General features: G+C 51.4%; 15 protein-coding genes. All 15 read left to right on the plus strand.

Annotated elements, in window-relative coordinates:
- Positions 1-18: 18 nt before the first annotated feature.
- Positions 19-2,145 carry a Gfo/Idh/MocA family oxidoreductase gene (locus tag ACR6HW_RS17505; protein ID WP_455728963.1) on the plus strand — a complete coding sequence of 709 codons (2,127 nt, stop codon included), beginning with the start codon at positions 19-21 and terminating at the stop codon, positions 2,143-2,145.
- Positions 2,138-2,869: a VOC family protein gene (locus tag ACR6HW_RS17510; protein ID WP_455728964.1), complete on the plus strand. Its 732-nt coding sequence runs from the start codon at positions 2,138-2,140 to the stop codon at positions 2,867-2,869. Before ACR6HW_RS17505 ends, ACR6HW_RS17510 begins: the two co-directional genes overlap by 8 nt.
- Positions 2,866-7,056 (plus strand): non-ribosomal peptide synthetase, encoded by a 4,191-nt coding sequence (locus tag ACR6HW_RS17515; RefSeq protein WP_455728965.1) that lies wholly within the window; start codon positions 2,866-2,868, stop codon positions 7,054-7,056. Before ACR6HW_RS17510 ends, ACR6HW_RS17515 begins: the two co-directional genes overlap by 4 nt.
- A gap of 13 nt (positions 7,057-7,069) precedes the next feature.
- Entirely contained in the window at positions 7,070-8,116 is a 1,047-nt protein-coding gene (locus ACR6HW_RS17520) for a saccharopine dehydrogenase NADP-binding domain-containing protein (RefSeq protein WP_455728966.1), read from the plus strand.
- 36 nt (positions 8,117-8,152) lie between these two features.
- Positions 8,153-9,085, plus strand: a complete 933-nt coding sequence (locus tag ACR6HW_RS17525; RefSeq protein WP_455728967.1) for a helix-turn-helix domain-containing protein — start codon at positions 8,153-8,155, stop codon at positions 9,083-9,085.
- A 42-nt stretch (positions 9,086-9,127) separates the two neighbouring features.
- Positions 9,128-10,852 (plus strand): ABC transporter ATP-binding protein, encoded by a 1,725-nt coding sequence (locus ACR6HW_RS17530; RefSeq protein WP_455728968.1) that lies wholly within the window; start codon positions 9,128-9,130, stop codon positions 10,850-10,852.
- 1 nt (position 10,853) lies between these two features.
- On the plus strand, positions 10,854-12,596 hold the full coding sequence (locus ACR6HW_RS17535; RefSeq protein WP_455728969.1) for an ABC transporter ATP-binding protein: 1,743 nt from the start codon (positions 10,854-10,856) through the stop codon (positions 12,594-12,596).
- 171 nt (positions 12,597-12,767) lie between these two features.
- Complete coding sequence (locus tag ACR6HW_RS17540; protein ID WP_455728970.1) at positions 12,768-13,271, plus strand: hypothetical protein; 504 nt, start codon at positions 12,768-12,770, stop codon at positions 13,269-13,271.
- Positions 13,272-13,922: 651 nt separating this feature from the next.
- The gene (locus ACR6HW_RS17545; protein WP_455728971.1) at positions 13,923-14,879 is read left to right on the plus strand and encodes a hypothetical protein; all 957 of its coding nucleotides are present in this window, start codon (positions 13,923-13,925) and stop codon (positions 14,877-14,879) included.
- Between the two features lie 17 nt (positions 14,880-14,896).
- A complete protein-coding gene (locus ACR6HW_RS17550; protein ID WP_455728972.1) occupies positions 14,897-15,067 on the plus strand; it encodes a hypothetical protein in 171 nt (56 codons plus the stop codon).
- 158 nt (positions 15,068-15,225) lie between these two features.
- Positions 15,226-15,735 carry a hypothetical protein gene (locus tag ACR6HW_RS17555; RefSeq protein WP_455728973.1) on the plus strand — a complete coding sequence of 170 codons (510 nt, stop codon included), beginning with the start codon at positions 15,226-15,228 and terminating at the stop codon, positions 15,733-15,735.
- A gap of 61 nt (positions 15,736-15,796) precedes the next feature.
- The gene (locus ACR6HW_RS17560) at positions 15,797-16,525 is read left to right on the plus strand and encodes a nitroreductase family protein (protein WP_455728974.1); all 729 of its coding nucleotides are present in this window, start codon (positions 15,797-15,799) and stop codon (positions 16,523-16,525) included.
- 18 nt (positions 16,526-16,543) lie between these two features.
- Complete coding sequence (locus ACR6HW_RS17565; protein ID WP_455728975.1) at positions 16,544-16,906, plus strand: MerR family transcriptional regulator; 363 nt, start codon at positions 16,544-16,546, stop codon at positions 16,904-16,906.
- 75 nt (positions 16,907-16,981) lie between these two features.
- On the plus strand, positions 16,982-17,701 hold the full coding sequence (locus ACR6HW_RS17570; protein ID WP_455728976.1) for an SDR family oxidoreductase: 720 nt from the start codon (positions 16,982-16,984) through the stop codon (positions 17,699-17,701).
- Positions 17,702-18,711: 1,010 nt separating this feature from the next.
- A complete protein-coding gene (locus ACR6HW_RS17575) occupies positions 18,712-20,211 on the plus strand; it encodes a M81 family metallopeptidase (protein ID WP_455728977.1) in 1,500 nt (499 codons plus the stop codon).

Raw genomic sequence — 20,211 nt, forward strand, 5'->3', positions numbered from 1 at the left:
CAGTAGAAAGGGGGACATGTGATCGACCAGAAGAAAAGAGTGCTGGTTTGCGGCACGCGATTTGGACAGTTTTATATAGAAGCTTTAAAGCGTTTAAACACCGGTTATGAGATTGTCGGTCTCTTGGCTTCCGGTAGTGCGCGCACCCAACGGTGCGCCGCCTATTATGGGCTACCGGTGTACACCGACGTATCGGCGCTGCCGGAAGGCATCGATCTCGCCTGCGTCGTGGTCAAGTCCGAAGTACTCGGCGGACAGGGCACCCAAATAGCTAAGGCGTTGATGGCGCGCGGCATCGACGTCTTAATGGAGCAACCGCTCCACCAGAGCGAACTGGCCGCTTGTGCCAAGTGCGCTCAGCAAAGTGGGGTGTCGTTCTCAGTAGGCAATCTCTACGCACAGCTGCCGTCGACGGCGCACTTTATAGAAAACGCAAAGATATTATCGGCGACGCAACCGATTTTGTACGTCAACGTCGATTTTGCGACACAGGTGTCGTACCCGGTTGTCACTTTGCTCGAGCGCCTCTTGCCGACCCTTAGGCCGTGGATTTCGGCGGAGGCGTCGGGGCAGGCGGCGCCGTTTCAAAATCTCTCGGCCACCGTAGGCGGGATACAAGTCAATTTTAGAGCACACAATGAAGTGGATAAGCTCGATGGCGACGGCTATTTGCATCTGCTGTACCGCATCGTCGTAGGCTTTCCCTCCGGGCGGTTGGTACTGGAAGACGCCAACGGCCCGGTGGTATGGCGCCCGAGAATGCACATCCCCGACGGCCCCTTGATGCCTGCAGAGCTGTCTGCCGTGTCAGAGGGCAGTGTGGTGGAGGCGCACTGGCAGCCGCTCACCGACATAGGTGATGCGACGTACTGTACGGTTTTTAAAGCGCACTGGCCCGCCGCCATCGCCGAGGACATTGTACAGGCCTGCAGCCGTTCTGCCGCGGAAAGAAAACAGGCGCTGCAGAAGTGGTTGCTCTGCAGTCAGCGCTGGCACACGCTAATGGATGCGCTGGGGTACCCTGGAATTGTGGAAAAGAGCCCTTATGCGTACACATCGCCAAAGGTGCTTAAACGGTATGCCGCCACAGAACAGGAGGGGGATATAACCGCCGCTATGCGCGCTCTAGATGCCGCTTGTTACACCACCATGTGTTTTGTATTGGCCAAGCATTTAGCGGTTGAAGAGGGGGCTGTGACCCGTGCGGCACTTTTAAAGGCGTTGCCCCATAACCCGTCATTTGCCCCGGTGATTCACCGGTGGTTTTCAGAGCTCGTAAAAGCGGGGTATCTGATTGAAACCCCAAGCGGTCTCCGGTTTCTAGGGGCCTCATCCACCGAGTCGGCATTTGATGCGGCGTGGGCGCGAGCGCGCAGCCTTTGGACACCGGCGGCAGGTGCCAACGACGTCCTCGATTACTTTTATCAAAACGCTGTGGAGCTGGAGTGCATACTCACAGGAGAGGTCTCGGCGACCCATTTGCTGTTTCCTCAAGGAGACGACCGCGTGGCGCAGGCGCTCTATTCAGAAACGGCCATTGCGCGTCGGCTCAACGACACCGTAGCGGCGGTTATTTCGGAAAAAGCCGGCGACGCCCTCTATCGGGTCATGGAAATTGGCGGCGGCACTGCGGCGACCACCCGCGTCGTCCTCCCCAAAGTGCGGGAGCAAGCTGTGGCGTACCATTTTACAGATATCTCGGATTTCTTCGTCAACAAGGCGCGCGGCACTTTTAAGGCAGTCCCTCAAATGACCTTTGACAAGTTCGATGTAGACGCCGTGGACACCCCAGTGGGCACACCGGTGGACGCTATCGTGGCTGTAGGGGTTTTAAACAACGCCAAGCACCTTGAAAAAACCCTGCACTGGCTCAATAAAAAGCTCGAAGTCGGCGGGCACCTCATCGTCGTCGAAGCGGTCGGCGAATCCATGCCCATGCTTATTTCGCAGGCGTTTATGATGAGCGCCGCCGAGGACGGTCGTGACACAGACAATGTGACCTTTAGAACGCTGGCCAAATGGTTGGAAGCGGCGGAGACATCGGGCTTTGAACTGGAGCAGTTGACGCCTTCGGCTGACGATCCGTTGGCGGTGTACAATCAAAAACTGTTTGTTTGGAAAAAGAAGGGAGGCGCCGGTGTTTAAAGTGAGTCATATTTTATGGCGCGTCGACAATATTAAAGAAGCGGTGGACGCGTTTAGAGCCAAAGGGTTTCAAGTGGACTGGGCGCGCGATCCCAAGATTTCGTTAAACGCGCTCATCTGGTTTGAATCCGGCCCATTTATCGAGTTGATACAGATGAAAGCGCCTATGCGCGTATTTGGCGGCCCCCTTAGAGTATTTTACGGCAAGGGTATGAGCCGGCGTTGGCGCAAGTGGTGTGTCGGCCCTGAAGGCCTTTGTGATTTCGCCGTAGAACCGATAGCGGCTGACGCGGCGCGCCCTGAGAACATCGACGCGGCAAGACAGTGGGTAGCTGAGCGCGGCCTAGGTGCCTCCAAGGCGATTCAAGGGAAGCGCACGCCGCCCGATGGTACGCAAGTCCGGTTTGCATTCTTCGCACCGGACGCCGCGGCTCTGCCATTTGTCGTCTCGGCGTACAGTCTGCCGCAGAAGCCTTCACAAATTGTGCACGCCAACGGCGCGACAGCTATTGGCGGCTTCACTTACAGCGCGCCGCCTGACGCGGTGGCGCACTTGAAAACGCTCATTGAAGCCGATACGGCACTGGAAGTCGTTTGTGAAAACGGCGTAGAAGGGCAGTTAAAGGCGCTCATTTTTCGAGGACTCGACGACGCGCTTTGCAGTGAGAGGCTGCACGGCGTACAACTCAACACCGACAGATTACAGGGAGAGAGAAAACGATGACAATAGAAGCTTTATGCGAGCAATTTGAAGCACAGGGCATTGTGCTTTGGCAAGAAGCGGGGCGCCTATACTATAAGAAGGCGACCGGCAAGCTGACTGAAGCGGAAAAAGCTCAAATAACCGAACAAAAACCGGCGATTATCGCGCATTTGGCGCAGGTGGAAAACGCCGATACCTTTGAACTCACCCCAATCCAATCGGCGTATTTGTTAGGGCGCCGCACGTCGTTTGCCTATGGCGGCGTCGCTTCTCACGTGTATATGGAGCTGGCCTATGACACGCCGCTTGCGCCTGAACGGGTAAAGGAAGCGTGGACGGCGCTTGTACAGGCGCACCACATGCTCAGAGCTGTGGTGTTGCCCGAAGGGGTTCAAAAAGTGCTGACCACTGTACCGGCACTGGAAGTCTTTTATTCTGAGTCGGCGTCGGCGCGTGAGGCCCTTCGAACGACGTGGGGACACAAGGTGTACGATACGGAACAGTGGCCACTGTTCGACGTCGGCGTGACACAGGTGGACGGGCAGTGCCTTTTGCACGTGTCTTTTGATTTTCTCATTGCCGACTGGGCCAGTATTTGGCAGTTGGTAGAGGCCTTTGAGCGGTTCTACTTTGACGGTGAGAAGCCTGTTGCGCCGTCGATGACGTTTAAGCGCTATTTGGCTTTAGAAAAGCGCGAGCGTTTCGGCGAGACGTATTTGAGGGATCGGGCGTACTGGACAGCTCGGCTGGACGATTTGCCGGAAGCGCCGAAATTGCCTGTCTCCGGAGAGGGCGGCCGCTTTTATCGGCTGGCTGAAAAACTCTCTCAAGACCAGTGGCAACAGCTGAAGGCGCTGGCAAGTCAGGCCGGTGTTACGCCGACGGCACTGGTGCTCACTGTTTTTTCAGCGGCCATTGAACGCTGGAGTGAAAACAAGGCGTTTACACTCAACCTTACGTTGCTCAACCGCAAAGAGACGGCGGTGGGGCTCGTCGGCGACTTTACAAGTGTGAACCTACTCGCTGTGGATCGCAGCGTCGTTCAACCGTTGGCCGAAGAGGTGCGCCGTGTCAACAGTCGACTCTTTGAAGATTTGGCACACAACAGCTTTTCAGGTGTAGATGTCTTGCGGGCGCTGAGAAAGAGGCGTCAGCGCTCGGATTTGATTTTTCCCATCGTCTTTACCAGCGCCATCGGCCTCGTGGATTTGAGTGGTATGCGCGGCACTGTCACGGCAAACGGCATCAGCCAAACGCCGCAGGCGTTCCTCGACTGCCAAGTGATGGACGTGGACGACGCGCTGTACATCAACTGGGATGTGCGTTCAGGTATTTTTGAAGACGGCGTTGCAGAAGGCCTTTTTGAAGTGTTTACTCAGGGGCTCGTGGACTTGACGACGGCACCCGATCTTTCAAAGCCCTTTGTTCCGCCACTGCCAAAGGCACAGCAGGCGCTTAGGGCGTCAGTAAACAGCACGGAGATGCCACTGGAGCGCACGACGTTGCAGCAGCGTTTTTTAAAGACCCTTTACACCTGTCCCGACAAAGTCGCTGTTATCGGCGAAGACGGCGAGAGCACCTATGCGGCACTTTATGAAAACGCCGTGCGCTTTGCACAGGCGTTAAAAGCCGAGGGCTGTGGCGCAGGCGATCTCGTAGCCGTGAAGGTGCCGAAATCTGTGGTACAAATCGAAGCGGTACTGGGCGTTTTGCTCATCGGTGCGGCCTTTGTGCCCATTGACACGGCACAGCCGGCGTCGCGGGTTCAAACGATTTTGGCGCAAGGCGCTATGCGGTTTCTCATCGGCAGTGGGGACGACAGCTGTCCCGGAGGCTGTGTCATCGACTGTGCCGAGGCATTAAAACGCCCGTACACAACGATGGAAGTGGCACCGGGAGCGCCAGACGATACGGCGTATGTGATTTTCACATCGGGGTCAACAGGTGTGCCCAAAGGGGTGGTTATCCAACACGCCGCCGTTGTGAACACGCTCGTCGATGTCAATCGACGTTTCGGTATTACTGAAGACGCTGTGGTTTTGGGCATTTCACAGTTGCACTTCGATCTTGCGATATACGATATTTTTGGCCTGTTTGACGTCGGGGGGACTTTGGTTCTGCCGTGGAACAGCCGTGCAAAAGACCCGTCTCACTGGGCGGCACTTATGGCGGCACACGGGGTCACTGTTTGGAACACCGTGCCTGCGCTAATGCAGATGCTGGTGACTTACTTAGAACTGCCGCACACCGATGTCGCCGGCTTGTGTCTCAAAGCGGTGTTTTTATCCGGCGACTGGATTCCAACCGATTTGCCGGGGCGCATTGTCGCGTGTTTAGCTGCGCCGACAGTGGTGGCCATGGGCGGTGCCACTGAGGCGAGTATTTGGTCCAACTACCATCTGTGCGAACCGGAAGATGCCAAACGGCGCAGTGTGCCCTACGGCGTGCCCCTTGCCAATCAACGCTTTCATATTTTAGACGCGCATTTGCAGCCGTGTCCCAATTGGGTTCGGGGCGAACTTCACATCGCCGGCACCGGTCTCGCCGCGGGCTATTTAAACGATGCTGAAAAAACTTCGGCACAGTTTATCACTGTGGGTGACCGCCTGTACAAAACAGGGGATTACGGCCGTTATTTGCCCAGTGGTGAAATTGAGTTTATGGGGCGCAAGGATACACAGGTGAAAATCGGTGGGTACCGCGTGGAACTGGGTGAAATTGAATCGGTTTTAAAAGCGCACACGGCTGTATCCGATGTCGCAGTTGCTGTCGTGTCAGTAGGGGCCGAAAAACGTCTGTTTGCCGCAGTGACACTGTGCGAACCGCTGGACGATGCGTCGGTGCTGAAGACTTGGGCCGAGAAAGGGTTGCCGAGGTATATGGTGCCCCATCAGATGCGCGTCGTAGACGCCTTGCCCTTGACGGCCAATGGGAAAGTCGATCGACGGGCGCTTGAACAGCTCTACACGTCCACCGCTCCTGAAAGCACCGAATCACCGGTTACGGAAGACGCCGATTATGCACTGTTAGAAACCCTTGTAAAAGAAGCCCTTCGCACACCGCACCTCGGTGCCCATCAAAATTTCTACGACCTCGGTGCCGATTCACTTATTATGGCGCAAATCGCAGGAAAAGTGCGCGAAGCCTTTCCGGAAGCTACTTTTGACGAAGTGTTGCGCCAACTGTTAAATTACCCGACGCTTAAAGCGCTTTACGATTTTGCCGTAGAGAAGCGCCTGCCAACAGTCGATAGCGAACAAGCTGCCGACGACGCGGGATTTGGCGTCTACCACACTTTCGGCACCGACGACGGCAGCCCTGTAAAAGTGATTTTTCACGCGGGCATCGGCACCTTGAACTGTTTCCGTTACTTTATTGACGCCATAGAGGCCGAGGGGACCGGCGCTGTTATTGCCATTAGCGTCAAGTCGGCAGAGGCTTACTGCAGTGTGGCACCTGAGGCTCTAATAGAAACCATTGCCGACGATTACGCTGAGCAATTGGCCGCGACAGGACATCAAAAGATGCAGCTCATCGGCTACTGTCTAGGTGGGCTGATTGCCGTGGAAACGGCGCGTCGGCTCATAGAAAAAGGCGTCGACGTCGTCGACCTCGCCATTGTCGACAGCCATCCGGTGCTCACGACAGTTGCCGATCCATTGGCACTGGAAGCGATTTTCCTCCCGAATTTTTTCGTCACTTTAGATGCCGTGACAGGTGAAGCGTCGTACGATGAGCTGATGTCGGCGCTGGTGTCGGTTTACGAGCGTCACGACGGCACCTTGCCAGAAGGTGCTCTAGACGCGCTCTCCGATATGCCGGAACACCACTTGGCGCATGCGACGTTCTCGGCACTTCGGGAAATGCCGAAGGCAGAGCGGTTCCGCAAATACGCCGCTGTTATTGAGGCGCAAACCGGTCAGGAAGTGCCTGTGGAGATGCTGGAAAGCTCTTTTAGAATCTACTTGCGGAGTTTTCAATCGGCGCATTTCTTCCCCGAGTTTTACAGCGGCGACATCCGCTTTTTTATGGCGAAAGAAGCCACAGAATTTATGATAGCCGACAACGTACAGACGTTGAGTTACTGGGAAGACCTGTGCCTCGGTCATTTTGAAGTGACGGAAGTGGCGGGGAATCACATTACTTGTATTGAACACCCGGCACATGCGCAGACACTGTTAAAAGCGTTGACACTGCCGAACGATTAGAAAGGAAGAAGCGATGACTTTAGGTATTATCGGTGCCACCGGCCGTGTGGGACGCGGTACTTTAGCGCATGTACCACCGCACTTCGAGGTGCTGTTGGGCGGCAGAAATCCAGAGGCGCTGAAGACGAGCGGCAAATGCTTAAAAGGGCGCTATGAAGCGGTGCCGCTGGATGTTTACGACGCCGAGGGACTGGCGGCCTTTTGTAAGCGATGCGATGTGGTCGTCCACGCGGCGGCTCCCGCCGCCGATATCGGCTGTCGCGTTTTAGACGCTTGCATTGAAGCGGAATGCAGTTACATCGACCCCATGGGGACGCAAGCGGTTTGCAAGGCGGCGAGGGCTCAAGACAAAATTGTCGCGCTTACTGCCGTCGGTGCTTATCCGGGACTCAGCGAGTTTCTCATAGGCGATGCCGTTCGGCGGGTCGAAGGGCGTGCAGTGGCTGTAGACGGCTACTTTCAAGGGGATGGCGCCTTCTCGAAAAAGGCCACAGCAGACATTGTGGCCGATATGAAAAGCGGCACCGGCATGGCGTTTTATCAGTATACAGACGGTGAGGCGGTACCGTTTAATCCGGCGCCGAAAGGGGGGCAGCCCGAGGGGCGCTGTGCGTATCCGGTGGTCAATGACAGCTTTTTGGCCGTCTGCCGGAGACACGGCTTCAACCGCGGCACTTTTTACAACTGTTTTTTAAATTCGGAACTGATGAACACTTTTTTTGAAGTGGCCATTGCTATGAAACACGACGCCGCCATGACGACAGAACGGGCGACAGAGCGCCTTTACGCAACGTATAGGACGCACGCCTCAGAGGTGCCGATGACGCAGTACATTTATTATGTGACGACAGCAGACGGCAGATGTGAAAAAACAGTGTACCGATTCCATATGGATTGGAATGTATTAACGGGACAAGTTTGCGCCATTTTAGCCGGTGTCGCTGCTTCGGGCACACTGGCGACAGGCGGTTGTGATTTCGGTACACTGGACGATGTGCCCGAGGTGGTGGCGGCACTTGAGAGCAGCGGGGCGCTCACGTGTACGCAAACAGCACTGTAACCGGTGTGGGGAGGTTTAAGTTTTGTGAGGTGAGGTATGGACAGATTGAAGGCTACAGGTGACATTTACGCCGTTGAAAATGAAACGGGCAGCGGTACCATGACGCGGTACCAAGTGCTACCCGGTGTCGACATTTATTACAACGCATTTGAGATGCGCAAGTGTTCAGCGCGCCATAATGCCGCTGAAAACGGCTTGTGCATCCACCACTGTAAGAGCGGGCGCATTGAGTGGCCGGCAGATGAAGAAACGTTTCTGTACTTATCGTCAGGCGATTTGGCAGTGGGACAAAACACAGGGACAGACAGTTTTTTCCCCATGGGTATTTTCGAAGGCATCACCATTGACATTGAAGTCGATGCGACTACGGCCACTGCGGTGACACCGTTTGCCATTGACTTAGAGGCGCTTGTGAGACGCTTTGAAACATCGGCTATTTTCAGATGTGACGCCGGTGTCGAACACATCTTTTTGGAGCTCTACCATATACCTGAGAAGACTTCTCAAGAGATGCGCGCGGCATACGTCAAGTTAAAGGTGCTGGAACTCCTGCTCTATTTGTCGATGTGCGACGGCGGAGGCACTTCGTGTGAACGCATGTACTTTTACAAGGATAAGGTGGAAAAAGTCAAATCGGTGGCCGCCTATATGATGGCCACACCTGAGAGGCACTATACCATAAGCGAGTTGGCAGAGCACTTTCGACTGTCGGCATCGACGCTGAAGGTCTATTTTAAAGGGGTCTACGGAACCGGCGTCTTCGCCTTTATGCAAGGGTATCGCATGGACATTGCCGCGAGGCGCCTCATTGAAACCGACGACAGCGTTACAGAGATCGCCGGCCTCGTGGGGTATACCAATGTGAGCAAGTTTGCGTCGACGTTTAAAAAGCATAAGGGGTACACCCCGAAAGCGTACCGTAAAATAAAAAACCAATTGGAGCTAAAAAAGGCGGCAGAGAGTAGATGACACCAGAGGAAACCGCCATAATGAAAAGCGGAGGTGTAACCAATGATTGAAGTATCTAAAAAGGACGTCGCACTGGCCATTGTTATGTTGCTCGCCAGTGTGTTGCTGGGCATCGTCCCCTTTGTCCTCTCTTATCAACTCATCGTTCCGCTGATTACCGGCGGCGCGTTGAGTTTTCAGTTTGTGGCGGTTCGAACGTTGGGCGTGCTGCTTTGTTTGACACTGCAGCCGGCGCTTTACGGCGCGGGCTTAGACCGTTCTCATACGGCGGCGTACACGGCGCTAATGCATTTGAGAATTGCCCTTCAGCGCCGATTGGAGCAGTTGCCTTTAGGCGTTATACAGGAAAAGGGCAACGGGCGGATTAAAAAACTCCTCGTCGACGATGTGGACAGTATGGAGCTGTTGCTCGCCCATTCGCTCCCCGAGGGCGTCGCCAACCTCATGGTGCCGGTGGCCGTCTACACAGCCATGTTTTGGGTGGATTGGCGCTTGGCGCTTATGTCCTTGGCGTCTTTGCCCATCAGCCTAATCGCCATGGCGATTATGTACGGCGTGGGGACGCGTCAAATGGACGCGTACTACCAGTCGGCTCAAACGATGAACAACACCATTATCGAATACATCAACGGTATGGAAGTGGTGCGCGTGTTCAACAAAGACGGCGAGTCCTACGCGCGTTTTAAGGACCATGTGTACGCGTACAGGGATTATACGCTCAAATGGTACAAGGCGTGTTGGCCTTGGATGTCGATTTTTAACAGCGTGCTGCCGTGTACCATTGTCCTGACCCTACCCCTTGGCGCGTGGTCTGTCTTAAAAGGCTTCTCGACGCTGCCCGATTTTATACTGGTGATTTGTCTGTCGCTGAGCATCGGTCCGGCACTATTAAAAGTGATGTCATTTCTGCCGGTGCTCCCTCAACTGAAATACAAACTGGGGGCACTGGAAGCCGTGCTGGAAGCGCCACCGCTGAAACAGTCGCCGCGGGATTTCGAGGGCGTGGATTACACGGTGGTCTTTGAAAACGTCGGTTTTGCGTATGAGGACGTCGCTGTGTTGGAGCGCGTGAACATCACTGCAAAAGCCGGGGAGAAAACGGCACTCGTAGGAGAATCCGGTTCCGGCAAGAGCACCTTGGCCAAACTCCTCGTGCACTATTACGACGTATTAGAGGGGCGAATAACCATTGGCGGACAGGACATCGCCGACATGTCTTTAGAGGCGCTCAATCGTCAAATCGCCTTTGTGGCACAGGAGCAGTACCTGTTCAATATGACGCTGATGGAGAACATTCGCGTCGGTAAACCGGAAGCTACTGACGACGAGGTGCGAGAGGCGGCTGAAAAGGCACAGTGCCTGTCGTTTATCGAGGCACTGCCACACGGTTTTCAGACCTTGGCAGGAGAGGCGGGCAAACAGCTCTCAGGCGGTCAGCGCCAGCGGATAGCGCTCGCCAGAGCCATTTTAAAAGACGCGCCTATTGTGGTGCTGGATGAGGCCACGGCCTTTGTCGACCCCGAAAACGAAGAAAAAATCGAGCAGGCATTAAACGCTTTGGTGGCCGGCAAGACTTTGATTGTCATCGCCCATCGGTTGTCGTCGATTCAAAATGCGGACAATATCTGCGTGATGCAAAGCGGCGCCGTGGCGGCACAGGGAACACATGACGCACTTTTGGCGTCTTGTCCCGAATACGTCAAATTGTGGCGCGCATACACCGGGAGCACCCAGTGGCGCGTGGAGTTGGAAAAGGAGTGCGGCTGATATGTTGAAGTTGTTACAGAGAATATTAAACCTGTCGGGACGACATAAGAAGCGCATACAAGGGGCTTTTGTCTGCGCGTTCTTCGAATCGATTTTGGCCAAGCTCCCCATCGGTCTGGCATTTTACGTGTTGGGGCGCTTTTATTACGGCACACTAACGCCGCGCACCTGTCTTTATGTGGGCGTCGGTCTCTCTACAGGGGTGGTGCTACAGGCGTTTTTACATTACTTAAGCAACAGGCTTCAGAGCGCCGCCGGTTATTTGATGTTTGCAGATGCCCGTATGACCTTGGGCGATCATCTGCGAAAACTCCCCATGGGGTATTTCACATCGGGGAACATCGGAAAAATCAGTTCTGTGCTCAGCACCGACATGGTGTTTATTGAAGAAGTGGCCATGAGCACCGTGGCCAATATGATGGGGCACTGTCTTTCGGCGGCGCTGTTGACCTTTTTTATGTTCGTTTTGGACTGGCGTCTAGGTCTCGTGGCACTTCTCTTCGCCTTGGGGTCGACGCGTATTGCTCAGCGGATGAACGCTCAGTCACTGAAAGAGTCGGCGGTACGTCAGGAACAAAGCGAGCGCCTTACAGACGCCGTGCTCTCCTATGTACAGGGGATTGGCATTATCAAGAGTTACAACATGCTCGGCGAGGCATCGGCAGAACTCACCGATAACTTTAAGGCCTCAAAAGAGATTTCTATAGCGTTTGAGAAGAAGACGACCCTGTGGACTGTGGGATTAAAAGCCCTTTACGGCGTGGGCACAGCGCTTGTGTTCGGCCTTTCGGTATGGCTCCAACGAAACGGTGCGCTGTCACTGCCTTACTTATTGGGGGTCTTACTGTTTGTCTTCGACCTGTTCGGCCCGTTGAAAGCCCTCTATGGCGAGGCAACGCGTCTGACAGTGATGGATGCTGCACTGGATCGCATAGAAGCGGTGATGAACGAGCCGGAACTGCCGGATAGAGGCACTCAGCGCATACCGGCGCCTTCTGAGCGCGTTCCCGAGGTGGCTTTTGAAGGCGTTCACTTCGCTTATGAATCAAAAAACGTGCTCCACGACATCGACTTTCACATCCAGCGCCATTCGATGTTGGCCCTCGTAGGGGCTTCCGGTTCCGGAAAGTCCACTGTGGCCAATTTGTTGGCGCGATTTTGGGATGTGAAGTCGGGGGCTGTTCGCATTCGAGGTGTCGATGTGCGCGATGTGCCGCTTTCAGAACTTATGGCACACATCAGCATGGTGTTCCAGCGGGTCTATCTGTTTAAGGACACCCTCTATGACAACATCGCCATGGGCAACCCCAACGCAACCCCTGAAATGGTTTACGAAGCGGCTAAAAAAGCGCGCTGTTACGAGTTTATCTCGGCGCTGCCCGACGGTTTTCAGACTGTGGTAGGAGAAGGGGGCGCCACCCTTTCAGGCGGCGAAAAACAGCGGGTTTCCATCGCGCGGTCGATTTTAAAGGACGCCCCTATTGTCATATTAGATGAGGCCACTGCCAGCATCGACAGCGACAACGAGCGTTATATTCAAGAGGCCATTAGCGCCTTAGTAGAGGGCAAGACCCTTTTGGTAATTGCTCACAAACTCAACACCATTCAAAACGCGGACGCCATTGCAGTTTTAAAAGACGGCGCTATTGAAGAACTGGGTACTCACGAGGCACTTATGGCACACAGCGGCGTCTACGCCGACTTTGTAAAGCGCCTCCACAAGAAAACACAGTGGGCCGTTTAGAGTTTTTAATTTGATGACATAGCGTTTTATCAGAAATTCAGTTTTGACTTGGCCTTTTTCTATGTGAACAGTTTATTTTGGAGTCTGATGGTCTGTGGTGTGTTAAAGGCGGTTAAACAGGTCAATAACCTAAAATAGCGCCGTTTATGCCGATTTTGAAAGCAGGTTTGCGTGATTAAAAAGAATGCGATTTCATGGAAACAACGCATAAAAGAACTGATTGTGGATTATATTTTTGTGCTCATATACTTATGCCTATTGCTGGTGCTGGGATTGGGTTTGTATTTTTTCGTTTTCAAAGGTTTACCACCATTTAATGAAGTTCAATTTCAACTATTTGTTACAGTGACGTCTGTGTTGCCTGTGGTTTTACTGTTCTCCTACTTAGATTATAGAAAGGGGAGTTTTGGAAAGCAGAAAGCGGGCTTAAAACTGTGCTATGTCAACAAGAACTTCACTTCAAGTGTCGTAAGAAATGTGGTTAAGTTCCTACCGTGGCAGCTAGGTCACATCGGTACAATACGTGGTTTTTACACCGGTTTCGATGGCATTGCAACTTTTTTTTCAATGAGTGGCATCGCACTGGCTCTGTGCCTTTTGGGAATGGTTTTTTTAAGGAAAGACAAACGACATTTAGGCGAGATTCTTGCGAGAACGCAGGTTCAGAAGGTCTAAAGCCGAGGCATAGTCTGCATGAAGTCGTAACTTTTCCGCGCAGTTGCCATAGCGTGTTGTCAATCACCGGTTCCTTTGAGGGCCGGTGATTTTTCTATGTCTAGCTTTTCACTTCATGACATTCTGATCGAAGGAAGTCTGGCTTCACTAAAAGCGGTTAAAGCGTTTTGGAGAGGAGCTTTTTCTAAAACACTTTAAAAAATAAATATTAAAAAAAAGTAAATTATGTCCCTTTTTTTGCTTCTCAAGACATTGTATTAGTAAGAGGGGTTGGTAGTAGTATGCAATTACATTTATTTAAGACATATGCCAGGGCAGAAGGCTGAGTACGATATTTATCACATTAGATGTTTATGAAAGAAACGAAAACACATCTACAGCTGAATTTTAAATTTTGAAAAGTGGAATAAATCACAAGAAAGTGATTTTAATAGCTATATTGTGTGCAGGGTGGATGTTATGAAAAGTTCTTTTGAATAACTCGATGTTGATATGAGTTGGCGAAGCTGAAAGTCTCTGAAGTATTGTAATTGCTTAAATCAATTTATTGTAGAAAGGAGGGGCGGTGCCAAGGTAGTGGATTCCAAACTCTTTTAAACTTGCTGGGAATACAGTTTAGCAAAAAAATATGGATTAGGGAGGTTCACTTTTATGAAAAAAGTAATTCATGTGGTTCTAGTTATAGTAATGATTTGTTGCATGTCCTTAGCTAATTTCGCTGCTGAAAACGAGGTGCCTTTAACTTTACAAAAGGGTCGTGCATCTGTTTTGGACAAAGCCTCACGGCTACTTGATGGGCTTTCGACGACACAAGTCATTGTAGCAACTGAAAAAGAAATGATTGAAAAAATGATTGTGGATAATATCCTCACAAAAGACGAGTTAAATCAGCAGTTGGCAGACCTTGCATCTGAGCCTGTTGTAGTTCTTGAAAATCGTGGATACAATGATGAACAAATAGATGTTATTAAAAGTTATGAAGGAAATGAAGATGCTTTTGAACATGTCTTCCCTTCCGCATCGATGACAAGAACTGCAAGCTCTGGTGCTGAAGTAACTTTCCGTTATGGGCTTGCTGGTGATAATGACCAAAAATCCATCACTATTGCGTACGATATGAAATGGTCAAGTTGCCCTTTCTTCACTTTCACCGATAGCTTCGGTATTGGATGGATTGCTGCAGACTCCCAGTCACATGAAGTCATCACGAAGACAGATAGCACCATGGCTCAAGTCAATTATTATGATCCTGAAACAGATGTACAAGCCGGTTTTCATAGAAACGTTGAAATGGATCAAAGTGAAAACGGTGTCGTTATAGGTATTCCAGTTATAGGAAGTGCAAAAGGTAACTATGGAAAACATATTGGTGGTGTTACACAAATTAGCACACAGTCTGATTCATACAACATCGAAACAATTCACCTTTTCGTTGCTTACGCTCATACGACGATTGCATTATCAGTTGATTTAGAGGCTGTCTTAGAGTGGAACAAGGTCTCTGGAGCGATAAGTTTTATTCCACGTCCTAGGCAAGATATAATCGCTCAGGGAGACCACACTTTTAGGTATGACAGCGAAGGTGAAATTATCGCAGAAAAACTGTGAATTTTGGAGGTGTAGATGTGATTGATGCTTTAATTATTGTCGTTACACTAGCAGCCTTTCTATTTCCGGTGTTTTCGATTAACGCCATTCGCTCCGAGAGCAATGAAACTGCAGATAAGTTCAAATGGCTGGCGGGTTTGTGTTTCGCGGTCATCGTATGTTTTCTTTTTATGATGCTCAATCGATGATTCCCGCAACCCCATTCCAAAAGTTGTTAAAAAGCTGTGAAAAACGGCTGTCAATCGCCGGTTCCTTTGAGAGCCGGTGATTTTTCTATGTCCGTCAGGCGTTGTCGTGGAAGTAGCGGCGTGGTAAACTGTAAGAAAACGGATATGAAGGAGGACGCATGAGCTTAAACACCTTAGTGTTAAAATTGTCCAAATGGACGACTTGGCAACTGATAGTCGCAGGGGTTGCAGTCCTTATGGCACTTTTCTTTATTGGGGAAAGTGCGTTACAAATTTGGGCGACAGAAGCGTTGGTTGCCGCTGGCGGAGAGACCGGTACCGTGCTTTGGTCAGGTCGAACGCTCTTTAGGGCTTGTGTTGAGACGTTGTTGTTTCAAACAGCGGTGTTTTACCTGTACTTTGCATTAGTCGATGTACCGAAGACCGCAGTGAAATGGCCGGTATTGATTGTAGCATTAATTTACGCATTTTGGTTTGGCAGCGGCCATGTGGCAAAGGCTGTTTTCTTCATGGGGATCGGTGGCGTTCTCGCAGTGATTTACGCCAGTTTTTACATCAGTGCCCGCAAAGCCACGTGTTTCACGTATTTTGTCAATGGGCTCGTCACCATTTTACTGCCGATTCAGATGACGGCATGTGCCCGTTTAGTTCATAGCCTATCCTTTTAAAATTGTTGTTGATATTAATTTTATAATCGATTATCCTCTACGTAACAAAGGAGGACGAGAGATGTATCAAATGATTTTTAAAAGGAAGTCTTTCAGGCGATTTGACAACCGATTGCTCTTAGATGCGCAGGCACTTGCCGATATACGAGAAAAGTTGGATGAACTGACGCCTTTAGTAGACGGGATACGCGTGGTGTACCGCCTTGTGCCCGTTTCGGTGACCACATGTAAGCGCGGTGCGTACGCTTTGTTGGTGTACAGTGAAATAGCGCCGTTCTATCTGGAAAACGTCGGGTATTTGGTCGAACAGCTGGACTTGTGGTTGGCTTCAAAAGACATCGGTGCGTGCTGGTACGGCATGGGCAAACCCGATGTGCAGACTTACGACGGGCTCGACCACGTCATTATGCTGGCTATTGGCAAGGCAGCGCCAGAGGCGTTTCGAAAAGACTACACAAAGGCAAAGCGTCAACCAGTGGCGGCGTTTTGGACAGGGGCGCCAATGGCCGGGGTAACCGACTGTGTTCGCTATGCGCCCAGTGCCTGCAACACCCAGCCGTGGCGCGTTGTGTCAGAAAAAGAGGGATTGCGCGTCTTCCGCGCTACCGGCAGTCGATGCCTCATTCCCAAGGACAAAGTCCCTTTTTACAACCGCATCGATATGGGGATTTTTCTCTACTTTATGACGTGTGCGCTCACCCACGAAGGGCATCGGTACGAGCGGACACTTAAACTGGGCGAAGCGCGTCCGGACGGATGTGTGGCGCTGGCTTATTTCAAATGGGTTTAATGTGTGAAAGGCGTTACAATGGGTTACACCATAAAGGAAGTTGGCGAAAAGATGGGGCTTTCCCCACATGCCATTCGGTATTATGAAAAACAAGGCTTAATACCGCCGGTTGCAAGAGATGCGGCGGGTAACCGTGTGTTTGACGAAAAAGACTTGTCGTGGCTGGACACAGTGCTCTGCCTCAAGAAGACACATATGCCCATAGCGGCTATACGCCAAATTGTGGCGTTGAGTGCAAGTGGTGACGAAACGATGACACGGCGTAAGCAGCTGCTCCTGGAACATCGGCAGGAGATAATGCGTCAGATGGAACAGCTGGAAGAAAGTCTGCAAAAAGTCGACCGCAAAATCGCCTATTACGACGGCGCGGCCTCGTGTTAAAATAAACGCTTGACTTAGAGTACACTCTAAGGTTTAGAATCTAATCAACTTATAGATTTTAATGGAGTGTATTGTATGAAAAAACTGATTGTGATTACAGGAGCGAGTTCAGGTTTCGGCGAAGAGATGGCCTTGCAATTTTCAAAGCTAGGACATCCCCTGTTGCTCTTAGCCCGCCGTGCAGAAAAAATGTCGGCGCTGAGTCTGCCGAACACAGTGTGCCGTTCGGTGGATGTGACAGATCTCGATGCAATGCGTTCAGCTGTTCAGGAGGCTGAAGCGCTCTACGGCAAGGTCGATTGCCTGATTAACAACGCCGGCATTATGTTGCTAGGACATTTGGCCAATCAAGTGCCTGACGAATGGAGCCGGCTATTCGATGTTAATGTAAAAGGGCTTTTAAACGGCGTCCACCTCGTGTTAAACGATATGATGACACGTCGAACCGGAACCATTATCAACATCAGCTCTATTGCCGGGCGTAAAACGTTTCCCAACCACGCGGCCTACTGCGGCACCAAATTTGCGGTTCACGCCATTTCTGAAAACCTACGCGAAGAAGTGGCGCCGCACAATGTTCGCGTCATTACCATTGCACCTGGGGCGGCTGATACTGAGCTCTTGAGCCATACGACGTCACAGGCGATACAGGCCGATTACCGCGCGTGGACCGAGGCCATTGGCGGTGCGATGCACGCTACTGATGTCGCCAATGCCGTGGTCTACGCATACAGTCAACCACAACACCTGTGCATACGTGAAATCGTCTTGGCGCAAACGGGTCAAGGGGCCTAAAATAGCGCTGAACAGCATCGCTATAATGAAGTTTTTTAAAAGAGTTGTCTTCGTAAAGCAGGACAACTCTTTTTTGTGGCAAGAAGGGACGGTTCTTTTGTGTCGCCAGATGATTGATAAGGTATTGTATGCGTTGGAATTACAGGTTTTTTGTTTCGGTAAGATGAACCGTCCTTCAAATTGAATTTATGCCAATCGTGCAACTATCGAAACGGTGCTCCAAGTAGTATGTACAACAAGGCTCTGCTATTGCAATGGGTAAGACCACTTCTTTGTAGTTCATGATGAGGGATTTTGCCGTTTCGCGACTTAAAGGGACGGTTCTTTTGTGCCCACTTGGGGGGGTGAAGGACGATAACCTGTTGAAAACACAGCCTTTTCATTGGTAGTGCGTACGTAAAGTTGTGTCCGTCATAAAACATGCTCCATTGCGTTTGAGAAGTGTTTTCAAGTATTGGATAGATAAGGAATGTAGTATTTGCAGCAAGTGCGTGTCTCACTAAGTTGTAGGATGTGGTAAAATTTAGTAAAATCTGGCACAAAAGAACCGTCCCTCAAATCACATCGTGCAACTATCGAAACGGTGCTCCAAGTAGGATGTACAACAAAGCTCTGCTATTGCAATGGGTAAGCCCACTTCTTTGTAGTTCATGATGAGTGATTTTGCCGTTTCGCGACTTAAAGGGACGGTTCTTTTGTGCCCACTTGGGGATGTGAAGGACGATAACCTTTTGAAAACACAGCCTTTTCATTGGTAGTGTGTACGTAAAGTTGTATCCGTCATAAAACATGCTCCGTTGCGTTTGGGAAGTGTTTTCAAGTGTTGGATAGGTAAGGAATGTAGCATTTGCAGCAAGTGCGTGTCTCACTAAGTTGTAGGATGTGGTAAAATTTAGTGAAATCTGGCACAAAAGAACCGTCCCCCCCTCTTTTGCATTGACTAGGCAAAATGCGAAGGCGTATAATGAAGTTAATTATTTGTTACCTGCTGAAGATAAGAGAGGTCAATTATGAAGAAGAGAGTTTTAGTCGCCGGGATGCATCACGAATCCAACTCGTTTAACCCCATTGTGACCAAGCGGGAAGATTTTAACGTCTTGTATGGCGATGCCATTGTGACGCAGATGAAAGAAAACGATTCCCTGTCGGGTTTGATTGCCACTTTGTTAGACAGAGGCTATGAGGTCATCCCCGTGGTCACTGCTTACGCCGTTCCCAATGGGGAGGTCGACCACAGGTTTTACACGCAACTTAGAGAGGCTATTGTAAAGGGCGCAGAAGTGGCACATGAGGAAGCGCCCCTCGACGCCATTGCGCTGTCGCTCCACGGCTCTATGCGCGTGAAAGGGGTTGGAGAGGCGGAAGGCCCACTCTTGGAAGAACTGAGGTCGAAGTTCCCCGGTGTGCCCATTTTTTCGTCGCTGGACATGCACGCGACAATGACTGTGAAAATGCATCAAAACTGCGATGGGTTTGTCGGTTACAAATGTGCCCCCCATACGGACTGCACTGAGACAGGCGCACATGCCGCGCAACTGGTTATCGAGACTTTGGAAAACGGCGTCATTCCCAGAAGCGCGTGGGTCAAAGTACCTATTGTGATAGCAGGAGAGAAGTCGTCGACAGATGTGCAGCCGATGATTGACCTCGTGGAAGCGCTCAGAGCGTGCGAGGGGCAAGAGGCGATTTTGGCGGCGTCGTATTTGATGGGTTACCCTTGGGCGGACAATGAAGACAGTGCTGTCGGCGTATACGTGGTGTCTAAGAACGACGCGGCGCTTGCCGAAAGGGAAGCCATTAGGCTGGCGGAACTCATTTGGTCAAAGCGGGAAGCCTTTTGTTTCCATACGGAGACTTATGGCGAAGCAGAAGCGCTGGACGTCGCTTTTGAAGCGGTGGCGGATTCGAAACTTCCCATCTACCTTTCAGATTCAGGGGACAACCCCACTGCCGGCGCCTCTTCTGATTGTACGGGATTTCTCAAACGCCTAATGGCTGATCCGAGAACTGACGCGTTAAAAGCACCGGTGCTCTACGGTGGGATTTACGACCCTGAGGCGACGCTACAGTGTAAAGGCCGTGTGGGCGAAGTGGTGACGCTGACGTTTGGCGCCGCTTTTGATAAAACCGCATCGACGCCAATTACAGCGACGGGAACTGTGAAAGCGTATCTTGAAAACTGGACGAGACTGGGGATGTTACAGGGCGATTTGGCACTTTTCAACAGCGGTGGGGTAGACATCGTCCTCGCCCAAACCCACGTCGGCTACATTGTGCCGGAACTCTTTTCAGATTTGGGTGTCGACCCGAGCACTGTGGAGATCGTGGTGTGTAAACTCGGGTACCTTACAGCCCATCACAAAGCGGTTGCAGGACGCAGTATTATGGCGTTGACTGCTGGGAATACCAATGAGGATTTGACGACACTGCCCTACTGTAAGGTAAAGAGACCGCTCTATCCTTTGGATGACGATTTTGATTACAGCGCAAAAGCGCATTTGATTAAATAG

The sequence above is a fragment of the Fusibacter sp. JL298sf-3 genome (assembly GCF_053842995.1).